Here is a 23,091-nt window from a genome sequence, read left to right on the forward strand (position 1 = left end):
CAATATTTTTGAGGGCGAGCGAGGGGATTCGAACCCCCGAATAGCGGCGCCACAAGCCGCTGCCTTAACCACTTGGCGACGCCCGCCTCACATATATAAATTTAACAACTCGAGGGTAATTTTTCATAGTTATTTTTATCTTTTAGCGAAATTTTAATTTTTTCTAATTCAGTAAAGTTTTCTTATGATTTAAAATAAAAGAAAATTTAAAAATTTGGGTAATTCCGGCACAGCTGAGGTTCTTATTCCCAGAAGCCTTTGTTTAATAGAAGATATAGATAATCTCATTATCGATGTAGAGGATTTATGTTCAGTTTCCATTAGTTGGGAGGATGGATTTGTCTCTGAGTTAAAACCTCTAGAAAATAAAGTTACAAAACCAAAAAATATTTTATTCCCAAGATTTGTTGAAACTCATTCGCATTTTGATAAATCATTTACATGGGCAGACTTTCCTAATCTGGAATCAAACTATGGAGGAGCATTATCAGTAAATCTTGAAGAACATAAAACTAGAACTACAGATAAGGTCCTCGAAAGAGTTGAGAAATCAATAAAACTTGCCATACAAAATGGCTACCGAGCTATTAGAAGTCATATTGATACATACAAAAGTCAATCTATTGATATTTGGATTGAACTTTTTAAATTACAAAAAAAATTTTCATCTGAGTTGACTTTACAATTCGTTGCTTTAGCTCCATTGGAATATTGGGATACCTCTAATGGAGAAGAGTTGGCAAAAATATTTTCCTCTAATGGAGGCATTTTAGGAGGTGTTATTGTACCCCCATTCAACAAAAAAAATACAAGCAAATTTCTCGCCAAGATGCTTCTTCTTGCGAGTAAATATAAATTAGAAATTGATTTGCATATAGATGAGTCAATTATTGAGCCTGGAGCAGGAATAAAAGTTTTGTTAGAAACAATCGAAAATTTAAAAATTAATAGTATTCCGATCACATGTAGTCATTTAAGTAGTCTTATTTCTCTAAGTCATAGAGAGATTTTAAATTTAGGAGAAAAAATGGCTGAGAAAAATATTAAGGTTATTGCTTTACCCCTAACAAATTTTTGGCTGCTCAATCGAAGTAATAAAACTACTTCATTAAAAAGACCAGTTGCGCCAATAAAGCAACTACAAAAATCACATGTGGATGTATCTCTGGGTAGTGATAATGTTCAAGACCCTTGGTACCCATTTGGTAATTTTGATCCTCTTTATATGTTGTCTTGCTCGATACCTATGCTTCAACTAAATCCCTGGGAGAGAATGACTCTGTCTTCTATTTTTTTAGCTCCAAGCAGATTATTAAACTTAAAATGGGATGGTTTAATTAAAAAGGGCTGCCCTGCTGATTTTGTGATTTTAGATGCACAAAGATGGGCAGATGTTTTTTCGAGTTCCTTAAAGAGAAAAGTTTTTATAAAAGGCGATTTATATTGCTAATCGGCTAATTTATATAAAACAATAAGAATTGAATTAATGACATCAAATACTCTTAAATTTATAGACAAATTTAGGGAAGTTAACAACTTAGAGATTATTGAAAGCAAATCTGACATAAAAAGGCTTTCAAAAGATTTTTATAACTACTCTCCAATCCTTACTGAAAAATTAGACGAATGTATTGCTGATTTGGTGGTAAGACCTAGTGATCATAAAGCAGTAAAGGAAGTAGCAGAAATTTGTTGGGAATTTTCTATCCCACTTACTTTAAGGGGTTCAGGTACAGGTAATTATGGACAAGCTGTCCCATTGTTTAAAGGAGTTGTAATGCAGATGAATCACTTTAATAAGTTGGAAGAATTTGATCCAGATACAGGTTTTGTAAAAGTACAGTCTGGCTGTGTTATGGGAGATTTGAACAAACAATTAGAGAAATATGGGAGGGAATTGAGGTTGCTTCCTAGTACTTGGAAAACTGCAACTATAGGAGGTTTTATTGCAGGTGGATCAGGAGGTATTGGTTCAATTAGGTGGGGATTTTTAAGAGATCCAGGAAATCTTATTGGCTTAGAGGCAGTAACGATGAATGAAAAACCTGAATTATTAAAATTTGATGCTGCAGAATCCGAACCTCTTAATCATGCTTATGGGACTAATGGAATAATTACTTCTTTACTACTTGCTACTGATATCAAACGTAAGTGGTATTCAATTGTTATCGACTGCATTGAATTTGAAAAAACAATAGAAATATTAAAAACTCTCACCAGCGCAGCAATTGATCTAAAACTAGGAGCAATTCTTGAAGAAGAAATTGTAGATCAAATGCCAAAATGGTTTAAAAGTAATGCTAGAAGTCACAAAATATTAATTCAATCTACTTTTGGAGGAACAAAAACGATCGAGTTGATTTGCAAAAAATTCAAAGTTGAATTTACCCTCCTTGGGGAAGAAGAAAAACTCGTTAATGGAATTTCTGAAGTCGTATGGAATCATACAACTCTTCATATGAGGTCTAAAGATAAAAATTGGACTTATTTACAGATGCTTTTGCCACTTCATAGTGAACTAGAGTTGATTAATTTTCTGAGGAAAAAATGGGGCAGAAAAGTTCTTTGGCATTTAGAGGCAGTTTCTCAACAAGGATCACCGCGATTAGCCGCTTTACCAGTATTAAGGTGGAATGGGATAGATGAATTAAATGAAATAATGGAAGATTGTAAGAAACTTGGGGCGTTTATTTTTAATCCCCATGTTTTAACTGTCGAAGGTGGAGGCCTAGGAGTGGTTGACGCAGATCAAGTAAAAGCGAAATTAAAATTTGATCCTAAGGGGCTACTAAATCCTGGGAAATTGGAAGGTTGGGAAGTAAAGGAACAATTTATTATTTAACATTTCTGTTTATTTATAAATTTAATAAATTCAGCAACTAAAAAAATAGAACCCGTTAGGACAGGATGATTAGGTGGCCATTTTTCTAGGGAAAATAAATAATCAATGGCAAGTTCAAATGTTTCAAATTCAATTATTTTTTGAAGGTCAATTTCTTTAATCTGAGAAAGATCTTTTAATTGCCAACTAGGTTGGTTTGGAACTGGCACAAGTAATAAGTGATCATTTTTCTTTAGAAGCGTTTTTAATATTGCGTAAAAATCTTTTTGTCTTTGGACACCTAAAACCCAATAAATTCCTTTATCTTCATTCTCCCAATTGCTTCGCTCATGAGAGAGTGCTTTTGCAGCAGGATAATTATGCGCACAATCCACAAGAATTTCTTTGTTCAAAAAATTTATTATTTCTAGTCTTCCCTTCCAAGATGTCTTTTTAAGACCTTCAGATATGTGTTTTTCTTTTATGTTAAATCCATAATTATTCAGCGCTTCAATTGCTCCAACAGCTACCGAAGCATTTTGCTTTTGAAAAATTCCTTCTAATCCAAGCTTATAGCTGTTTGAAATTGAATCTTTCCAAATAATTTTTGCTCCTACCTCTTTAACTTTTTTGGTTATTAAATTTTCAACTTGACTATTTTGATTGCATGAGATGACAATCGAGTTTTTTTCAATAACTGCTAATTTTTCTTCGGCAATTTTTTCAATCGTATCTCCAAGAAATTCTTTATGGTCTAAGCCAATATTCCCAATAGCAATGATTGGTCTAGATCTATGGGCTGTTGTCGCGTCCAATCGTCCCCCTAAGCCAGCTTCAAGAATGAGTAATTCAACTTTTTTATGGTCAAAAAAATTTAGTGCGCAGCAAATGATTTTTTCAAAAGGAGTTAATTCAAATGTTGAAAAATTTTTTTCTATTAATCTATAGATTTTTTCAAAATCAGTTTTTTTGATATTTTTTTTATTAACTCTAATTCTCTCGCATACATCCAAAAGATGAGGAGATGTCGTTACACCGAAATTCCTTTTAGCTTCAAAAAGTATACTTTCTAAATATGCCGCGATTGATCCTTTCCCATTGGTTCCAATAATCTGTATGGCAGGGATATTCTTGCAAGGATTACCAAGTTCTTGAAGTGCTTTTTCAATTCTTGATAAACCTAACTTGATATTATCCCTTTCATATTTAGGAGATAATTCAAAAGTTTTTAAATTTGCATTTTTCAAAATTTAAATTGCTATAACTCTTCAAAAATTGAATTTAGCTTATTTAAAAGAATATTAATTTCTCTTCGAGAAATAACTAATGGTGGGACAATTCTCACAACATTTCCTCCTGCAGGAACTACCAGTAAACCTTTATCAAAAGCTTTTAATGTAATTTTTTTTGCATCAGCATAATCATCATTGATCACAATACCTTGTATTAAACCTAAACCTCTTTTCCCACTAATAATATTTGGAAATTTTTTTGACAATTCTTCAAACCCAGCACATAATTGTTCCCCTCTTTGATAAACATTATTGATAATATTTCTTCTATTTATTTCTTCTAATACAGTTAGGGCAGCTTTACAAGCAAATGGGTTCCCTCCAAAAGTACTTGCATGATCCCCTGGAGAAAAAATGTTGGCTTTTTCTTTTACCAATAACGCTCCAATTGCATGACCTCCTCCTAATCCTTTAGCAAGGGTAAATCCATCAGGTTCAATTCCTAAATTCTCATAACCCCACATTTTCCCAGTTCGACCTACTCCACTTTGGACCTCATCTAGAATTAGAAGAGAATTATATTTATCACATATTTCTCTCAGGCTTTTAAAAAATTTTTTACTTCCAGGAATTACGCCGCCTTCGCCTTGTATTGGCTCAACTAAAACGCCGGAAATTTTTTGATCATTATTTTCACACTCTTCAAATAATTTCTTTACCGAATCAAAATTGTTAAATTTAAAAAATTTGAACCCTTGAATCATTGGTTCGAAACCTTTTTGATATTTTGGTTGTCCAGTGGCACTCAAGGCTGCAAGTGTTCTTCCATGGAAGCTGGATTCTGCTGCGAGAATAATTGATTCTTTACCTTTAGTTGTTTTATTTCCATATTTTTTAATTAATTTAATTGCTGATTCATTTGCTTCCGCACCACTATTACAGAAGAAGACGCTTTTAGCACAACTCATATTAGTTAAAGTTCTGCTTAATTGTTCTTGTTCTTCAATGTTGTAGAGATTAGAAATGTGCTGAATCTTTTTTAGTTGAGTTGATAACCTTCTCCTCAAAACTCTATCGCTATGTCCAAGACTACAAGTTGCTATACCAGCGACTGCATCAAGATATCTTTTACCTGTTTTGTCCCATAGCCAACAACCTTTTCCTTTTTTGAATGATATATCGAATCGACTATAGGTATTCATTAAAGTGGGAGCGGTCGGACTTGAACCGACATACCCGAAGGTGCCGCATTTTGAGTGCGGTGCGTCTACCAATTCCACCACGCTCCCAAGGCTTTTGAAAAATTGAACCTTTTTATTATAACAAAAATCAACTTATTGACTATTGTTTTGGTCAAGGAACAGTTTCCAGATAACCTTTGTTAATAGTTATTCTTTTCGATAAAAACATAGAATTATTTATTGCATTTGCTGACAAGAAATGAGGAAAAAAGGAAAATTTAAACATATATGATACATTTTTGTGATTAAGTGCACCTAAAAACCTTTTTTGGCAGGAGATAGCTTCATAATTAGTAATATTGTGTTATATTTAGAAAAAAACAAATGTCTAAAACTCAAGCTAAAAAATTATCTTTTAAATTTGTCCCTTATCTTTTTATTGCAGTAACTATACTCACAACATTCGGATCTAATAGCGGAACTTGGGTATGAACGAATTCAAATTTAATGGTTTAAATAAAATTTGGTCTAATCGCTTTCTAGTTTTGTTTATATTATTTTTAGGTTGTATTTCACTAATCAATATTGCTTACGTTTGAATCAACTTTTGGTTTGAAAAATTGTTGGAAATGATTAAGCTGCTTCTAGTTTTGAAAGTTTCTCAGATTTAGTTTTAATTTTATATTCATTCTTCTCAAAAGTACTTTTACTAACATCTCTGGTTATTTTAATACCTAATTTTTTTAGTTTTAATTCAAAATTTTCATAACCTCTATCTAAATGTTCTAATCCATAGATCTTACTACTACCTTTTGCGATGATTCCTGCAATTATTAATGCAGCTGATGACCTTAAATCTGAGCCAACTAGATTCATTCCTTTAATTGTTTTAACACCTTTGATGTGAGCTACGTTTTTGTTTAGTTTTATACGAGCACCCATTTCATTAAGTAAATAAATATGATTCATTCTGTTTTCGAAAATTGTTTCGGTTATCTTTGATTCCCCATTTGCGATTGTCATTAGAGTTGTAAATGGTGCCTGCAAATCAGTAGGAAAGCCTGGAAAAGGAGCTGTTTCAATATCTACTCCTTTAATCTCTTTACTCTTGATAGAAATTGAATTACCTTTAATCGTGACTTTACTCCCACTCTCTTGAAGCTTATTAGTGACAGCTTCAAGATGATGAGGGATTACTGGAGAAATTGTTATTGAAGAGGAAGTTGCAGCAGCAGCTATTAGAAAAGTTCCAGCTTCTATTCGGTCTGGAATTACTTTATGGGTACATCCGCCAAGCTTATTAACACCATCAATAATAATTGTTTCTTTACCGGAGTCATAAATTTTTGCCCCCATTTTATTAAGCATTTGACATAAATCTTGAACTTCAGGCTCTCTAGCAGCATTTTCAATAGTAGTTCTTCCTTTAGCTAAAGATGCTGCCATTATTAAAGTTTCAGTCGCACCTACACTTGGACAATTTAATTTAATATGAGTACCATGAAGTCTATTTTTATTCCCCCTTGTTTTTGCCTTAACAATTCCCTCTTCAATAATAATGTCTGCTCCTAGTGCGATTAATCCGTTAATGTGCTCGTCTATTGGCCTTGAACCAATATTGCATCCGCCAGGTAACGGTACTTGAGCTTCTCCAAATTTAGTTAATAGTGCACCTATACAAAAGAAACTAGCTCTTAATCCTTTAACAAGTTCATATGGAAGTTCTTTAATCGAAATAGTTGTTGGATCTATTTCTAGTTGGTTATTTTTACGAACTAAATTCACTCCTAAATTCTTTAAGATATTCCCCATCTTTTCAATATCAGTGAGAAAAGGTACATTTTCAAGAATTATTTTTTCATTAGTTAGCAATGATGAGGCTAATAAAACTAATGCGGAATTCTTCGCACCACTTATTTCAACTATTCCATTTAACTTGCCTTGGCCAAGAATCTTTAAATTTTGCGATTTAAGATATGAATTTGTTTTGCTTCCGCAAATCATTAAGACTTAATTTATTAGATTCATCATGACAAACTAATAATATTAAGTCCACCCTATGTAACGTCATGAATATTAATTAAAAGTGAAAATGTATTTTTTGATTTCTTGGGAAATAAAAATTTAATAAATAATTGATCAAAATATTTATGTAATTAAAATATAGTTGATAACAAATTTTTTAAAATACTCATAGAAAATACTTTTTTAAAAATAACTAGTAAAAACAATAATCTAGTTAAAAGATTTAGATCATTTAAGAGAGGAACATCTCCAAAAGATCAAGACTTTTTTTGCATAGAGGGTACACATCTCATTGAAGAATTGCTGAAGTCTGGAAAAAATCCTTCTAAGATTTTAGTTACCGAAAAATGGCTAAGAAAGAATCAAAATCTAAGCAAAAAATTTGATGAGTCATTAATAAATATTGTCTCAGAGGAAGTCTTGGCATCTGCGATTTCAACAATTAATCCAGATGGAATAGCAGCTTTAGTAGAGATTTCAGAAATACCTAATTATCAATTTAACAGAAAAGATGATTTTGTTCTTGTTCTCGACAGAATTCAAGATCCTGGGAATATGGGTAATCTATTTAGAACCGCTTTAGCTGCGGGTGTTAATGCAATTTTTTTAGCTGGAGGTGCGCACCCATTAGGCCAAAAGGTATTAAGAGCATCCTCAGGTGCAGTTTTTCATCTGCCATTTTTAAGATTTGATGGCATTGAAGAAGAAATATTAAACTCTTTACTTAAGACTTTGTCTGAATTATCAAATGTAGGATTTAAGATTTTCTCTACTAGTAGCCATAATGAGAGTTCAAAAAAACCTTCAAAACCTTACTGGGAAGTTGATTGGTCTAGACGTACAGCATTAATTTTGGGTAATGAAGGTCAAGGTATTCATAAAAAAATTCAAGAAGCTTTTAATGAAACAATTACAATTCCGCATAGTGAGATTGTAGAATCATTAAATGTGGCTTGTGTAGCAGTTCCGTTATTACTTGAACGAAAAAGAGTCGCATACACCTCTAAATAAATAAATAAAAAGTGACTGATTCAAGTTTTGATTTTGATTTAATAGTAATAGGAGCAGGATACGGAGGTTTTGATGCCGCTAAACATGCTGCTGGTAAGGGACTGAAAGTCGCAATAGTAGAATCTTCTGATATGGGAGGCACTTGTGTTAATAAGGGTTGTGTTCCATCTAAAGCTCTTTTAGCTGCAAGTGGAAAAGTTAGAGAAATAGCTAATTATGAACATTTAGCTAAATTTGGTATACATGCTTCACCAGTAAGGTTCGAGAGATCAAAAATTGCAGATCATGCAAATAATTTAGTTTTAAATGTTAGAGAAAATTTAACAAAAACTCTTAAAAGGAGTGGAGTTGAAATTATTTTGGGCATTGGAAGAATTGAAGGAAATCAAAAAGTAGGTGTAAGAGATAAAAACGGAATTGATAAAATTTTCACATGTAAGAATATTGTTATAGCAACAGGCTCTTCTCCTTTTGTGCCCCGTGGAATAACTTTGGATAATAGGACCGTATTTACTAGCGATGATGCGGTTAAACTTGAGTGGCTTCCAAGATGGATAGCAATTATTGGAAGCGGATATATAGGTCTAGAATTTGCAGATGTTTATACCGCGCTTGGTTGTGAAGTTACCATGATCGAGGCTTTGGAAAATATTATGCCAACATTTGATCCAGACATCACTAAAATTGCTAAGAAGAGCCTTATTCAAGCAAGAGATATAGATACAAAATCAAATGTCTTTGCGACAAAAATAATACCTGGATGCCCTGTAAAAATAGAACTGACTGATGCAAAATCTAAGGAAGTTGTAGAAACTTTAGAAGTTGACGCTGTACTAGTCGCAACTGGCAGAAGTCCTAATAGTAATAACTTAAATCTTGAGTCGGTTGGTATCGAAACAGTAAAAGGTTTCATTCCTGTAGATGATCAAATGAGAGTTAAGAATGGTGATGAAATAATACCTAACATTTGGGCTGTTGGAGATGTAACGGGCAAACTAATGCTTGCCCATACAGCTGCAGCGCAGGGTACTATTGCTGTTGATAATATTTGCGGTGGTAATGTCGAAATTAACTATAAAAGCATCCCCGCAGCAACCTTTACTCACCCAGAGATAAGTTCAGTTGGTCTCTCTGAAGTTGAAGCTAAAGAGATATCTGCAAAAGAAAATTTTACTTTGGGAGTTGTCAAAAGTTTCTTTAAGGCTAATTCAAAAGCATTGGCTGAATTGGAAAGTGATGGATTGCTGAAGTTGATTTTCAATAAAGATAATGGGAAAGTATTAGGTGCTCATATTTTTGGGTTACATGCAGCTGATTTAATTCAAGAAATTTCGAACGCTATTTCGAGGAACCAAGATGTAATTGAATTATCTAAAGAAGTTCATACTCATCCTACTCTTAGTGAAGTAGTTGAGGTCGCATATAAACAAGCTGCTTCTCAAATAAAATAATATCTTAGATTAATGGAGATAAGACGCAGGCCACCAAATCCTACAGTAAGGGTAGAAAATTTAGAATATGCTGTACCTCATAGAGAAGCACAAGCAAAAAATATTCTGGAAGAAATTGTCTGGCACAAGGATATTGAAATTAAGAATTTTAAAAAAATAGTCTCTTTAGAAGATCTCATCAAAAAGATTGAAAAACTTCCTACTCCCAAAGATTTTTGTAAAAATATTTTGGAGTCAAAAATAAAACCAGGAGTTATTGCTGAAATAAAAAAAGCTAGTCCGAGTAAAGGAGTTATTAGAAAAGATTTTAACCCTGAAAACATAGCAATTTGTTATGAAAGACTAGGTGCATCATGTATCTCAGTGCTTACTGATAAAAGGTTTTTTCAAGGTAGTTTTGAAATACTCGAAACTGTAAGGAAATCAACTAATCTCCCTCTTATTTGCAAAGATTTTATTATTTCTGCTTATCAGATTTATAAAGCAAGGGTATCTGGTGCTGATGCAATATTATTAATCGCTGCGATTTTAAGTGATGATGATTTAATTTATTTAAAGAAAATAGCTGATAATTTACAGATGAGTGTTCTTGTTGAAGTCCATAACTCTAATGAATTAGAGAGGATTCTAAAGTTAAAATCTTTTAATTTGATTGGAATAAATAACAGGGACTTAAAGACTTTTAAAACTGATTTAAAAACATCAATAGAATTGATGCATACATATGCAGATATATTTTTAAAACAAAATATTATTCCCATTAGTGAATCCGGAATTAATTGTGCCGAAGATTTAGAATCGCTTAGATCTATTGGAATCATGGGAGTATTAATTGGTGAAACTTTTATGAGAGAAACTGATATTGAACAATCGTTCAAGAAATTATTTAACTCAATTTAATATTGACTTCAAATCGTGCTATAAAATTGAATAAACAGAGTTGTACTGAATATATATGCAGGCTGTAATTTTAACAGGTATAGTGGCAGGTTTTGTACATGTAGTTAGTGGAGCTGATCATCTAATTGCAATGGCACCGGCAGCGATTAATAATCCTCAAAAAGCTCTTAAAAATAGTTTCTCATGGGGCTTGGGTCATTCTTCAGGAGTCCTCTTGTTAGCTTTTCTAGCGATTTTTATTAAGGATATTACGCCATTAAACAAATTTTCTAGTATAGCCGAATTCCTTGTTGGAATTTCACTTTTAATTGTTGGAGTATTTGCTATAAAAAATTCTTTTCAATTAAGTATTCACTCGCATTCCCATAAGCATGGGAATGGAATTGCCCATCGTCACTTTCACTTTCATGTTAAGGAACAAAAAAATAATAATAGGCACTCACATGCTTTGACTGGTTTAGGCTTGCTACACGGTATAGCTGGAGGTTCACATTTTCTTGCAGTTCTTCCTGCTTTAGCACTACCTCTAACAAGCGCTTGCTTATATTTGATTTCATATTTGATTGGTTCACTTATAAGTATGAATCTTTTTACTTGTTTAATATCTTTTACCACTTTTAAAGCAAGTCAAAAATTTATTAAAAGATTAATAACTGCAGCAGGAGGGCTTTCCTTTTCTTTGGGATTATTTTGGATTCAAAGAAGTGCTTCTGTTTTTTTGAATTAAAAAATTTTTTAATTTAGGAATAATTAATTTAGAGGTGACAATCCCAATTATTTTTTCGTTATTGATTAATCCAAATTTATTACTATATTCACTAAATTCAATATTGTCTCCAATAACCTCAATGTTATTTTGATTTACTGAATTTATCCTTTTTATTAGATTTTTATTTTTAAATGGATGATTAAAAATAACTATTTGTCGATTTTTAAGTATTGATTTATTCTTTTTATATTTTTTAAAAAATACAATATCCCCTTCTTTTAGGTAAGGGAACATCGATTCACCAGTAATAATCGCGGTTTTTCTTAAACCTAAAAAAAATAAAATAAAATCAAAAAAACTTTTGAAAATAACTCTGAGTTAACTAGCTTTTACAAAAGCGTCTGATCTTCCTTTTGAAGCCCAGAAAATATTATGAATTTTTTCTACATAACTCATAAGTTCTTCAGCTTGGGATAAGTCAATATTAACTTTGCATGCACTGCACAATTTGGCCGCCTTCCAAATGGTCTCATGTAAGTCTGGATAAGTTTCTAAGTGAACTGGTTTAAAATAATCTGTCCACAAAATTAGAATCTCTTTCTTTGTTTCTTTTGCTTGCTCTTCTTTAACAGCAACATATCTAGAAAATGTATTACTGTATGCAGCCCACTCTGCTGAATCAGTGCTAGAAGGAGCTTCTAATGCAATAAGTTTTTTTGTCATTGATAAAACTGCTTCAGCTGCAACTCTCGTAGATGCTGGGTCGTAAACACCACAAGGACCATCGCAGTGAGCATGGACTGTCATTGGGGATTTTTTATCTAGAAAAGAATTGATGAATTTACTTAACATTTCAAATATTTGGTGTTGTATATATATTACTTGGAGATTAACTAAATTGAAAAGTCTTAGATATTTTTCTTACTTAATTTAATTGACTTTTAATAATTCAACTTCGAATATTAAAGTCGCATTAGCAGGTATCACATTTCCAGCTCCCCTTGATCCGTATCCAAGTTCCGGAGGTATTGTTAATTTTCTTTTGCCTCCAACTTTCATGCCTGCTACACCTTCGTCCCAACCTTTTATTACTCGTCCAGCACCCAAGGGAAAACTGAATGGAGCTCTGCCGATACTGGTATCAAATTGTGTCCCATCTTCTAGAGTTCCTGTGTAATTTACAGTAACTGTTTGACCAGCACTAGCTTCATCTCCTTCTCCGTTTACGATGTCTGCAATAATTAGACCACTTTCTGTAGTCCTTGAATTGTTGTCTGATGGCGTTTCTTCTGCCATAGCGAAAAGTATAGGATTTGGATCTGATGGGTCTAGTTCAAATAAATTATTATTTGAGACATTTGATGATTTTGCAACAGTTGTTCTTTGAACTGACTGAGTTTCTGATTCAGCAGCATTAACAACTTGAGGTGAATTAAATTGACTGAAAAGAGTTAATGAAACACAAAAAACAAAAACTGCAAAACTAATAAAGACTTCTTTCACTTAAATTTTGAAAGTTACTAAAGTTAGTTTACAGAATGAAGGTACAATAAATGGGTGATTATAAATTTAATTTCGTAATTTTAGATTGTTAATCCCAACTCAAATTAAAAGTCTAAGACAATATTTTTACCCTTGTTTAGGAGGGGTTTTAGGAGGAATTTCAGTTTCAACACATTTTTGGCTGATTTTTATGCCGATATCTTTATTTATCTTATGGAAGGGAAGTGAAAGGAGAATAGCAAATTTTTGTTGGGGTTTTTTCTTTATCTTGATAAGTCATTCTTGGCTTTATGATCTTCATCCATTGACATGGCTTGGTTTCTCATGGCTTGCAAGTTTAATAATTACCATTTTAATATTATTATTTTGCGCTTTTCTGGGTGGGATATTAGTTTATTTATGGGGATTGTTAGTTGAAATTATTCTCTGGAAAGAGGATGTTTTCAAAATGAAAATATTATCTTTAACAGTAAAAGTATTTCTTTTATCATTGACTTGGGGTATTGGGGAACTGATACTTTCTCAAACACCTTTTTTTTGGATAGGTTTAGGAGAGAGTCTTATCCCAGGTGATATTTATCTTGCTGGTTTAGCAAGATGGATTGGTGCAAGTGGTTTATGCGTATTACAAATATTGATTGGATTTTGGATTTTTTATATTCAAGGTAGATGGGAAAGAAAACTTCACTTTAAAAAAATATTTCTTTTAGGACTATTGGTTTTTATTTTCTTACATTTATTTGGAGGTTTAACAAGTCCATTAAAAAAAAATTATGAATATCCAGTAGCTATTTGGCAAACTAATATACCAACAAGAGAAAAATTAAAAATAAATGATGAATTTATTGAAGAAAAGCTATCCATCGCTCAAAAATATGCTTTATCAAACAAAGCGAAACTTCTTGTTGCTCCTGAAGGAACTCTATCTAATAATTTTTATTTTTCTAAAGGCATTAAGGTTAATACCTTGTCAGGAGGTTTCAGAAATTCAAATAATGAGTTAAGAAGTTCTTTACTCGGATTTCAAATTGGAGATAAATCTTTTACCTCATATATTGATAAAAATAGACTTGTTCCAATAGGTGAAAAAATACCTAGATTTCTAGATATTTTTTCAAGAGGATTATCTGCAGTAGGAGGAATTCAACCTGGCTCTGATTCAAGATATTTTGATACTAAAATTACACCCCCACTAGCAGTAGCTATATGTTACGAAATTAGTGATGGACTAGAAATAAGAAAGGCCATTAATAGCGGTGCAAAACTAATAATAACTGCAGCAAATTTAGATCCATATCCAGCTAAGCTTTATAATCAATTTCTATCTTTGGCTAGATTAAGAAGTATCGAAAATAAGAAAAATAATTTACTAGTATCAAATACGGGCCCTTCGGGCTTAGTTCAATATGATGGAAAAATAATTAAACTTTTAGATTATGATGTTGAGCTAAATGAAATAGTGTACCCTAATTTTTCATCCGAAAAGACTTTCTATACAAAATTTGGCGATAAACCTATTTTGTTTTTGTTTATATTTTTTATGGGATTAAATATCTTTTGGAAAATTAATTAATTAACCCTCCACCTAATAAAATTTCTCCTTTATAAAAAACTGCAGCTTGTCCGGGCGTTACCGAACTTTGACTATCTTCAAAAATTAATTTAAATGTTTTAGTAGGATGATCCTTACTTTTCAAAGGGATTAAAGTTCCTTTTACTGGATGACTTCTATATCTGATTTGTGCTTCTACTTCAATCTCTTGCTTAGGTTCTTCGATTGAAACCCAGTTAACCTCACTAATTATTGCTTCTTTATTAAAGAGATCACTTTTATCTGCTACATAAACTATGTTTTTTCCCCTGTCTAAACTTTTTACATATAAAGGTTCCGGCCAAGCAATGCCCAACCCTTTTCTCTGACCTACCGTAAAGTGCTGAATTCCATTGTGCGTCCCAAGGACTTTCCCATTTACATGAACAATTTCTCCTTCTTTGGGTTCTATATGTTTGTCGATAAATATCTGCATTGATCCATAATGCTCAACTAAACATAAATCTTGACTTTCTGGTTTTTGAGCAGTTCTAAGGCCTAATCTGAGGGCTTCCCTTCTTGTATCTTCTTTTTTCATTTCACCTAGAGGAAATTCTAATCTGCTTAGTACTTCTTGGGAAAGAGAATAAAGAAAATAACTTTGGTCTTTGTTTTCGTCAGCACCTCTGAGAAGAAGGAAGTCTTTAAATACAAAGCTCTTGCAATTAATTTTTTCAGCATAAGATGACTTTTTTATCCTTGCGTAATGTCCTGTCGCAATATGAGTAAAGTCTTTTTTGCTTATTGCGTAATTAAGCATCTCTTCAAACTTCACATTCTTGTTGCACATCGAACATGGCAGTGGAGTGAATCCTTTCTCATAGCTTTCAGTAGTTTTTTTAATTACCTTTCTTTCGAAAATTTCTCTTGAGTCTATTATTTTATGATTAATTCCCAAATCTTCACAAAGGCCAGCAGCATCTACTAATCCTTCAGAACAACAGGAGCCCTGTCCTTTCATTAGCCAAAGAGTTAGTCCCTCAACATTCCAGTCTCTTTCTACAAGAAGAGCAGCTGAAAGGGAACTATCTACGCCACCAGAAAGACCTACAATAATATTTTTCTTCTTTTTAGTTTTATTATTAGAAGAAAAAAAGTTCTCTAATTTTTTATCCTTTTGTGTCTTTAACATGGAAGTTTAAATTTTTGAACAGTTTTTCAATTGCTTTGTACTAATTATGAACGAAATTGTATGGCCAACAATTGATTCTAAACATTTAATTGTTGATTCAAAGCAAATGTTGATAGTAGAGAAAGAAATGTTTTCTGATGGAATGCCACAAGAAGCATTGATGGAAAAAGCTGGTATCCAAATTAGTAGATGGCTCTTAAAAAAGAAACCTCTTCTAAATAATGGAATAACTGTTTTTATAGGTCCTGGGCATAATGGTGGGGATGGTGCAGTAATAGCTAGAGAGCTTTTTTTGAAAGGTTTTTATGTTCAGGTATGGTGTCCATTCCCGATAAAAAAAACACTGACAAATGACCACCTTAATTATCTTACATCTATTGGTGTCACAAAATTAGTAGAGCCTCCTGATGCAAATAGGAAAGATCTTTGGATTGATGCAGTTTTTGGTAATAATCAAACAAGAAAAGTTGATGATAAATTAATTAATTTATTCAATCAAAAATTTCATAAAAAATCTGGAAAGGTAATAAGTATTGATATTCCAACAGGATTATGTCCTGATAAGGGAGAGCCTTTTTTAGAAGACGCAGTAAAGGCAGACTATACCTTGGCCATTGGTCTTTATAAGATTGGGTTGACCCAAGATTCTGCTTTACCTTTTATTGGAGAATTGCAGCATATAGATATTGGGATCCCTACTAGTAAGCTGTCCAAAGTTGAAAAAAAGATTTTTAAGATTACTTACAAAGATATAAAAAATATTGATCTACCTTATTTGCCAAAAAATTCCAACAAATATAAAAGAGGCAAAACTTTGTTAATTGCAGGAAGTGAAAAATATCCTGGCGCTGCATTTTTGGCATTAAAAGGGGCCATATCAAGTGGAGCAGGTTATATCTCGGCTGTCCTGCCTGAGTTAGTTGCTGAATCTATTTGGCAAGTTGCTCCAGAAATAGTTATAAAAGAAACTATGCAATCCAATCAAAATGGTAATGCATCTTTATTTAGTGCATTAAAGAATATTGATTTAAGTGAATTTGATTCATTAGCTGTCGGCCCAGGAATAGGAATTGATAATAATGATTGGCAAAAATCAAAAGACTTTCTTATGGATTTTGGAGGATTATTGATCTTGGATGCAGATGCACTTAATAGAATTTCGGAATCTAAGTTGGGAGCAAATTTCTTTTTAGAGAGAAAATTTAAAACATGGATTACGCCACATATTAAAGAATTTGGAAGATTATTTCCTAATATCAAATCTAATACCAATGTTGGGCTTGCACGTGATGCGGCAAAAGAATTCAATATTAGTATTTTGTTAAAAGGAGCAAACAGCATAGTTGCTGATAATACAAAAGTATGGCAACTTTTTGGAACCGATTCTCAGACAGCTCGAGCTGGATTGGGTGATCTTTTAGCTGGTTTTGTAGCTGGTAGTTCTGCGATTGATTTAACCTTGTGCAGAAATATATCAACAGATTTTTTTGCTAAATATGTGCTTTTGCATTCATTCGCTGCATCGAAGTGCAAAAGTGGGTCAAATGCTTCTGCTATTGGTGACGAACTGGCAAAATTAATGAGAAATACAAAAACGAGACAAATATCTTGAAAGAAACAATTTAAGAGAGTTTTTTATAGTTTTAAACACATAAGTGTACAAATATTACTTGAAATCTGAAGCGCGCATTAAATATTTGGCCATTTCTTGAAAAGTGTAGGAGAGTTTTACTACCTAATTAGGTCAAAAAATGGTCTCATCATTACCAACTCAATCAGAACAACCAAAAAGGAGGAGTAATGATCCAATAAGTTGGTATTTGCAGAATATTGGTAGAGTTCCCTTATTAACACCTGCCGAAGAGATTGAATTGGGTAATCAAGTCCAGAAGATGATGATTCTTACAGAAGATGGACAATTAAACGAAAAGATTAATGATTTTACAACTCAGCAAAAAAGAACTATAAAAATTGGTCGAAGAGCTAAAGAAAGAATGATGAAAGCTAACTTAAGATTAGTTGTCAGTGTGGCAAAAAAATATCAAGGTAAAGGACTAGAATTACTCGATTTAGTACAAGAAGGTTCTCTTGGGTTGGAGAGGGCTGTTGAAAAATTTGATCCGACAAGAGGATATAAGTTTTCTACTTATGCCTTTTGGTGGATTAGGCAAAGTATGACAAGAGCGATTGCCTGTCAATCAAGAACCATCCGTTTACCTGTTCACTTAAGTGAAAGGTTAGCTTCTATTAGAAAAGTTAGTAGAGATTTAGCTCATAAGCTAGGTGCTATGCCAAGCAGAATTGAAATTGCAGAGGCAATGGAAATTGATGTTGAAGAATTGGATTCTGTTTTAAGACAAGCTTTATCGACAAGTAGTTTGGATGCTCCAGTAAATGGTGATGATGGCAGGAGCTTTTTAGGTGATTTAATTGCAGATAGTAATAATGAAGAGCCTTTAGATCAAGTTGAACAGAAAATGCATCAAGAGCAACTCGGTAAGTGGTTAAGTCATTTAAGCGAGCAAGAACAACATGTTCTCAAGCTAAGATTTGGACTTGATTCAAATGAGAGACATACTCTTGCAGAAATTGGAAGATTATTAGAAGTTTCTAGAGAAAGAGTAAGACAAGTTGAACTTAAGGCATTAAGAAAATTAAGGAATTTAACTAGAAAATTACCTAGCGGTATTTAATCTAATCTTCTGCCCAAATATATTTGGTTAATTCTTCTGAAGGGGGTTCGGGAGCTTCAATAGCATTTTTGACTGACTCAGATATCTCGGTATCGATTTTCTTTTCAATTATTTTTAATTCTTCTTTCGTTGCGAATTTACCATCAATCAACTCTTGAGCTAATTTCTTAATAGGATCTCTTTTACCCCAAAACTCCTTCTCTTTTTCAGACCTTAGTTCATCTGGATCTGCAAGAGAATGCCCCCTGTATCTATAAGTCAGACATTCTAAAAGTGTGGGCCCTTCTCCTGCTCTGGCTCGATCTATTGCTCTTTGTGCGGCTCCTCTTACTGCTAATACATCCATCCCATCAACTTCCTCGCCTTGCATACCAAAAGCAGACGCTTTTCTCCAGATTTCAGGATTGCTAGTAGCTCTATCATGAGCCATACCGATAGCCCATTTATTATTTTCAACAACAAAAATTATAGGTAATTTCCATAACTGGGCCATATTTAAACATTCAAAAAACTGCCCATTATTGCAAGTCCCATCACCAAAGAATGCTGCAGTTACCGCATCACTAGTTTTATCACCAGCCACTTCCTTTTTATATCTACTTGAAAAGGCTGCCCCTAAGGCAACTGGAATTCCCTCTCCAATAAATGCATATCCTCCGAGTAAGTGATGCTCTTTTGAGAATAAGTGCATGGATCCACCTCGGCCTTTGCTACAACCAGTAGCTTTCCCAAAAAGTTCACTCATTACTTCAAATGAGGGAACACCGGCACTTAATGCATGAACATGATCGCGATAGGTACTACAAAACCAATCATGTTTCTTTTTCATGGCACCAATTACTCCCGTACTTATAGCCTCTTGACCGTTATATAAATGAACGAAACCAAACATTTTGCCCCTGTAATACATTTCTGCACACTTATCTTCAAACCTACGACCAAGTGTCATGTCTTCATAAAGAAATAATCCGGTTTCTCGATTTAATTCGGCTTTTTTTATGTCTTGAAGATTTGAGATTCTCTCTACGTGTGTTTCCAAGAAAAATACCTTAACGAAGTTTTGATTTGTTAACATTCTAAGCCGTGAAGGGCGATTTTCATGATTTTTTTTAATAACTCTGTAAGACCTTGTGAAAAAAATTTTTAACTTGATAAAATTTGTCTAAGAATTTTCAATAGGATATTTGTTTGGAACTTCCTTTAGACCATTTTCGTTTAATTGGCGTAAGCCCCTCTGCAACTTCTGAGGAAATATTAAGGGCGTTTCAATTGCGGTTAGATAAAACACCTGATGAAGGTTTTACTTATGAAGTATTAACCCAAAGATCCGAGTTGCTCCGCCTTACTGCTGATCTACTTACAGATCCAGAAAGCAGAAGAGAGTATGAAAATTTGTTGTTAAATGGGAATTCTGGATTGGATTTTTCCTCAAATAGAGAAGTAGCAGGATTAATACTTCTTTGGGAATCGGGTTTACCAAAAGAAGCGTTTAAAATCACGAGAAAAGCATTGCAGCCCCCACAAACTCCAGCTTTAGGAAGTAGTAGAGAAGCTGATTTAACATTGTTGGCTGCTTTAACAGCTAGAGATTCTGCAATTCAAGAACAACAGCTTAGATCCTATTCAAACGCGGCCGACTTTTTACATGAAGGAATACAACTTCTACAAAGAATGGGAAAGCTTGGAGACATAAGAAAAGAACTTGAAGAAGACTTGGTTGCTTTACTTCCTTACAGAATCCTAGATCTACTTAGTAGGGATCTGAATGATCAAGAGTCTCATAAAAAAGGCTTAAGTATGTTGGAAAATTTAATAATCAAAAGAGGTGGTTTAGAAGGTAATAATAAATCTGAATATAAAGATTATTTAAATCAGCAAGAGTTTGAAGCTTTTTTTCAACAAATTAAGCCATTTTTGACAGTGCAAGAACAGATTGATTTGTTTCTTGAATTACAAAAAAGAGGATCATTAGAAGCAGGATTTTTAGCTTTTCTATCCTTAACAGCTATTGGTTTCTCTAGAAGAAAGCCAGAAAAATTATTTGAAGCGAGGAGAATTTTAAAAAAACTAAATTTATCCGGTCTTGATTCAATGCCTCTAGTTGGTTGTTTAGATTTGCTTTTAGCTGATATTGAACAAGCCTCAGCAAGATTTTCGAGTAGTTCTGATGAAAATTTACGAGATTGGCTTAATAGTTATCCTGGAAATAAGTTAGAAGCGATATGTATTTTTTGTAAAAATTGGTTAGAGAATGATGTTTTAGTTGGGTATAGAGACATTGAATCAAAAGAGGTTGATTTAGATTCTTGGTTTGAAGATAGGGAAATTCAAGAATTTATTGAAAAATTAGAAAAGAAATCAAATAAAATTGCAATTAGGTCAAATCTTCAGAGCCAACAGATTGAGAAGGAATCCTCCACAAAAACGACTGAAGACTTTGATAATTTATTGGACAATATTGATGAAAGGAAATTACCTTGGCCTGGTGGTATAAAACGAGATTATGAAAAGGTTGAGATCAAAGAATACGATTTCAATGAGGAATACTTTAAGAAAAAACCAATAGAGTTTTATAATTATTTAATTGAAAAAATTGCTGAATTAAAGTTTAGTTTTGGGGAATTCTTAAAGGATAAAGAGATTATTAATCGTACGCCCTATTTAATTTATATCTACGCGTTTTTGATCTTATTTGCATTTGGTATTGGCATTGGATTTTTAAGAAATAATTTAAAAAAATCAATTCAGGACGAATCTATTGCTGAAAAACCTTTAATTGCCATAGATAAAAATCAAAAGCTTAATGACATAGATATTATTCAAGAAATAAAAAAAAATCCTTCAAGTAAATTAAATTCTATTTCTGAGAAATCTACTGCAATTATTTCCTATGAATTCAAAGAACTTAATACAGCTTCACCTTCTTTGGAAGATATAAGGAATTTAATTAATGGATGGCTTCTAAGTAAAAGTAATTATTTAGCAGGAAAGAGTGAAATAAATCTTTCAAACATTGTTAGTAAAGGTCTAATTGATCGAACAATCGAAGAAAGACAGAACGATATCAAGAAAGGAATTTATAAGGAAATAAATTCCCAAATACGTAAGATTGATTTGGAATCGCAAACTGCATCTCGAATAGTTGTTTTAGTAGAGTTAAATTATATAGAGAGAATAGTAAAGAATTCTGGAGAATTTGTTAATGAAACATCATTAAATCCCCTTAAAGTTAAATATATTTTGGGTTTTTCAAATAAATCATGGAAATTGGTCGATTTCGTGAGCGGCTTGTAATTACAAACTTTAAGATCATCTATAATAGTTAAAACTACTTTTTAATAATGTTTGATGAACTCTCTTCACGCTTTGAAGACGCAGTAAAGGGTTTAAGAGGCGAAGCAAAAATTAGTGAAAATAATATTAACGATGCCTTGAAGGAGGTAAAAAGAGCACTCCTTGATGCAGATGTTAGTTTATCTGTAGTAAAAGAGTTTATAACAGATGTTAAAGATAAAGCTATTGGAGAAGAAGTAGTTAGGGGTGTAAATCCAGGTCAAAAATTTATAGAAGTTGTTAATAAGGAATTGATTAACATCATGGGGAATGAAAATTCTCCATTAAACGAAAATGAAAATAGTCCTACAGTCATTTTGATGGCTGGACTTCAGGGAGCGGGTAAAACAACTGCAACAGGAAAATTAGGACTTTACTTAAAGGAAAAAGATAAAAAAGTTCTATTGGTTGCTGCAGATATTTATCGACCAGCAGCTGTAGAGCAACTTAAAACATTGGGAAGTCAATATGAATTGGAAGTTTTTTCAGCTAAAGAAAAAAATAGCAAACCAGAAGAAATAGCAAAGGAAGCATTGAATTTTGCTAGTGAAAATGATTTTAATTCGATAATTATTGATACTGCAGGAAGACTGCAAATTGATGATTCCATGATGAGCGAGATGGTTCGAATAAAAGAAGTCTCTAATCCTGATGAGGTTTTGCTTGTTGTTGATTCAATGATTGGGCAAGAAGCTGCAGACTTAACAAAGTCATTTCATGAAAAAGTAGGAATCACAGGGGCGATATTAACTAAGTTGGATGGTGATTCAAGAGGCGGAGCAGCTTTATCAATAAGAAAAATAAGTGGTAAACCAATCAAATTTATAGGTGTAGGCGAAAAAATAGAGGCACTGCAACCATTTCATCCAGAGAGAATGGCTAGCAGAATTTTAGGCATGGGTGATGTATTGACACTTGTTGAAAAAGCGCAAAAAGAAGTTGAACTTGCTGATGCAGAAGCGATGCAAAAGAAACTTCAAGAAGCGACTTTCGATTTTAATGATTTTGTAAAGCAAATGAGATTAATTAAAAGAATGGGTTCACTTGGTGGATTGATCAAATTGATTCCGGGAATGAATAAGATAGATGATGGGATGATAAAAGATGGAGAAGATCAACTTAAGAAAATAGAATCTATGATCTCGTCAATGACTCTTGAGGAGAAACAAAAACCCGAAGTTCTTGCCGCTCAACCCTCAAGAAGACAAAGGATCGCTCAGGGTAGTGGTTATGAAGCAAAAGATGTAGATAAAGTTTTAGCTGATTTTCAAAGAATGAGAGGTTTTATGAAACAAATGTCTAACGGAGGAATGCCAGGAATGGGAGGAATGCCAGGAATGGGAGGAATGCCAGGAATGGGAGGAATGCCAGGAATGGGAGGAATGCCAGGAATGCCAGGAATGGGAGGGATGAGTGGTAATAAGTCGATGAAAAAACAAAAAAATAATAAAAAGAAAAAAGGTTTTGCCGATTTATAGTTTCAATATTTTTACCTTTAAATGATATTAT

General features: G+C 33.0%; 19 protein-coding genes and 2 tRNA genes. 11 read left to right on the top strand and 10 right to left on the bottom strand.

Annotated features, from left to right (window positions below; all coding sequences use genetic code 11):
- Positions 1-13 precede the first annotated feature (13 nt).
- Positions 14-86, bottom strand: a tRNA-His gene (locus BS621_RS06785).
- 128 nt (positions 87-214) lie between these two features.
- On the opposite strand from BS621_RS06785, the gene BS621_RS06790 reads away from it, so the two are divergent.
- Entirely contained in the window at positions 215-1,450 is a 1,236-nt protein-coding gene (locus tag BS621_RS06790; RefSeq protein ID WP_077142268.1) for an amidohydrolase family protein, read from the top strand.
- Positions 1,451-1,486: 36 nt separating this feature from the next.
- Entirely contained in the window at positions 1,487-2,842 is a 1,356-nt protein-coding gene (locus BS621_RS06795) for an FAD-binding oxidoreductase (RefSeq protein ID WP_077142269.1), read from the top strand.
- Here the strand turns inward: BS621_RS06795 and BS621_RS06800 are convergent.
- From BS621_RS06800 to murA, 4 genes are all read right to left on the bottom strand, one after another.
- Positions 2,839-4,068 carry a bifunctional folylpolyglutamate synthase/dihydrofolate synthase gene (locus tag BS621_RS06800; protein WP_077142270.1) on the bottom strand — a complete coding sequence of 410 codons (1,230 nt, stop codon included), beginning with the start codon at positions 4,066-4,068 and terminating at the stop codon, positions 2,839-2,841. The two genes, BS621_RS06795 and BS621_RS06800, sit on opposite strands and share 4 nt — an antisense overlap.
- A gap of 11 nt (positions 4,069-4,079) precedes the next feature.
- Entirely contained in the window at positions 4,080-5,255 is a 1,176-nt protein-coding gene (locus BS621_RS06805) for an aspartate aminotransferase family protein (protein WP_077142271.1), read from the bottom strand.
- 5 nt (positions 5,256-5,260) lie between these two features.
- Positions 5,261-5,342, bottom strand: a tRNA-Leu gene (locus BS621_RS06810).
- 525 nt (positions 5,343-5,867) lie between these two features.
- Complete coding sequence (murA, locus tag BS621_RS06815; protein WP_077142272.1) at positions 5,868-7,238, bottom strand: UDP-N-acetylglucosamine 1-carboxyvinyltransferase; 1,371 nt, start codon at positions 7,236-7,238, stop codon at positions 5,868-5,870.
- 159 nt (positions 7,239-7,397) lie between these two features.
- On the opposite strand from murA, the gene BS621_RS06820 reads away from it, so the two are divergent.
- The 4 genes from BS621_RS06820 to BS621_RS06835 are packed head-to-tail and all read left to right on the top strand — an operon-like array spanning position 7,398 to position 11,348.
- Positions 7,398-8,270, top strand: a complete 873-nt coding sequence (locus tag BS621_RS06820) for a TrmH family RNA methyltransferase (RefSeq protein WP_423246165.1) — start codon at positions 7,398-7,400, stop codon at positions 8,268-8,270.
- A gap of 11 nt (positions 8,271-8,281) precedes the next feature.
- Complete coding sequence (lpdA, locus tag BS621_RS06825) at positions 8,282-9,721, top strand: dihydrolipoyl dehydrogenase (protein ID WP_077142274.1); 1,440 nt, start codon at positions 8,282-8,284, stop codon at positions 9,719-9,721.
- Positions 9,722-9,733: 12 nt separating this feature from the next.
- Positions 9,734-10,621: an indole-3-glycerol phosphate synthase TrpC gene (trpC, locus tag BS621_RS06830; protein WP_077142275.1), complete on the top strand. Its 888-nt coding sequence runs from the start codon at positions 9,734-9,736 to the stop codon at positions 10,619-10,621.
- A gap of 55 nt (positions 10,622-10,676) precedes the next feature.
- Positions 10,677-11,348: a hydantoin utilization protein A gene (locus BS621_RS06835; RefSeq protein WP_077142276.1), complete on the top strand. Its 672-nt coding sequence runs from the start codon at positions 10,677-10,679 to the stop codon at positions 11,346-11,348.
- Here the strand turns inward: BS621_RS06835 and sodX are convergent.
- The 3 genes from sodX to BS621_RS06850 form a co-directional block, all read right to left on the bottom strand.
- The gene (gene sodX / locus BS621_RS06840) at positions 11,307-11,699 is read right to left on the bottom strand and encodes a nickel-type superoxide dismutase maturation protease (protein ID WP_077142277.1); all 393 of its coding nucleotides are present in this window, start codon (positions 11,697-11,699) and stop codon (positions 11,307-11,309) included. The genes BS621_RS06835 and sodX overlap by 42 nt on opposite strands.
- Positions 11,700-11,708: 9 nt before the next feature.
- The gene (sodN, locus tag BS621_RS06845) at positions 11,709-12,182 is read right to left on the bottom strand and encodes a superoxide dismutase, Ni (protein ID WP_077142278.1); all 474 of its coding nucleotides are present in this window, start codon (positions 12,180-12,182) and stop codon (positions 11,709-11,711) included.
- A 78-nt stretch (positions 12,183-12,260) separates the two neighbouring features.
- Positions 12,261-12,833, bottom strand: a complete 573-nt coding sequence (locus BS621_RS06850; RefSeq protein WP_077142279.1) for an FKBP-type peptidyl-prolyl cis-trans isomerase — start codon at positions 12,831-12,833, stop codon at positions 12,261-12,263.
- 85 nt (positions 12,834-12,918) lie between these two features.
- Between BS621_RS06850 and BS621_RS06855 the strand changes: the two genes are divergently transcribed.
- Positions 12,919-14,406 carry an acyltransferase gene (locus BS621_RS06855; protein ID WP_077142280.1) on the top strand — a complete coding sequence of 496 codons (1,488 nt, stop codon included), beginning with the start codon at positions 12,919-12,921 and terminating at the stop codon, positions 14,404-14,406.
- Here the strand turns inward: BS621_RS06855 and mnmA are convergent.
- Complete coding sequence (gene mnmA / locus BS621_RS06860; RefSeq protein WP_077142281.1) at positions 14,399-15,556, bottom strand: tRNA 2-thiouridine(34) synthase MnmA; 1,158 nt, start codon at positions 15,554-15,556, stop codon at positions 14,399-14,401. The genes BS621_RS06855 and mnmA overlap by 8 nt on opposite strands.
- 46 nt (positions 15,557-15,602) lie before the next feature.
- Between mnmA and BS621_RS06865 the strand changes: the two genes are divergently transcribed.
- The gene (locus tag BS621_RS06865; protein WP_025913754.1) at positions 15,603-17,168 is read left to right on the top strand and encodes an NAD(P)H-hydrate epimerase; all 1,566 of its coding nucleotides are present in this window, start codon (positions 15,603-15,605) and stop codon (positions 17,166-17,168) included.
- 139 nt (positions 17,169-17,307) lie between these two features.
- Positions 17,308-18,249 carry an RpoD/SigA family RNA polymerase sigma factor gene (locus tag BS621_RS06870; RefSeq protein WP_025972418.1) on the top strand — a complete coding sequence of 314 codons (942 nt, stop codon included), beginning with the start codon at positions 17,308-17,310 and terminating at the stop codon, positions 18,247-18,249.
- A gap of 1 nt (position 18,250) precedes the next feature.
- Here BS621_RS06870 and pdhA read toward each other — a convergent pair whose 3' ends face one another.
- On the bottom strand, positions 18,251-19,324 hold the full coding sequence (pdhA, locus tag BS621_RS06875) for a pyruvate dehydrogenase (acetyl-transferring) E1 component subunit alpha (RefSeq protein ID WP_025913752.1): 1,074 nt from the start codon (positions 19,322-19,324) through the stop codon (positions 18,251-18,253).
- Positions 19,325-19,437: 113 nt separating this feature from the next.
- On the opposite strand from pdhA, the gene BS621_RS06880 reads away from it, so the two are divergent.
- Together BS621_RS06880 and ffh are read left to right on the top strand one after the other, a co-directional pair.
- Entirely contained in the window at positions 19,438-21,543 is a 2,106-nt protein-coding gene (locus BS621_RS06880; protein ID WP_025944857.1) for an IMS domain-containing protein, read from the top strand.
- Positions 21,544-21,590: 47 nt separating this feature from the next.
- Complete coding sequence (gene ffh / locus BS621_RS06885) at positions 21,591-23,060, top strand: signal recognition particle protein (protein ID WP_077142282.1); 1,470 nt, start codon at positions 21,591-21,593, stop codon at positions 23,058-23,060.
- Positions 23,061-23,091: the final 31 nt, after the last annotated feature.

It is taken from the genome of Prochlorococcus sp. RS04 (assembly GCF_001989455.1).
Taxonomy (GTDB): domain Bacteria; phylum Cyanobacteriota; class Cyanobacteriia; order PCC-6307; family Cyanobiaceae; genus Prochlorococcus_A.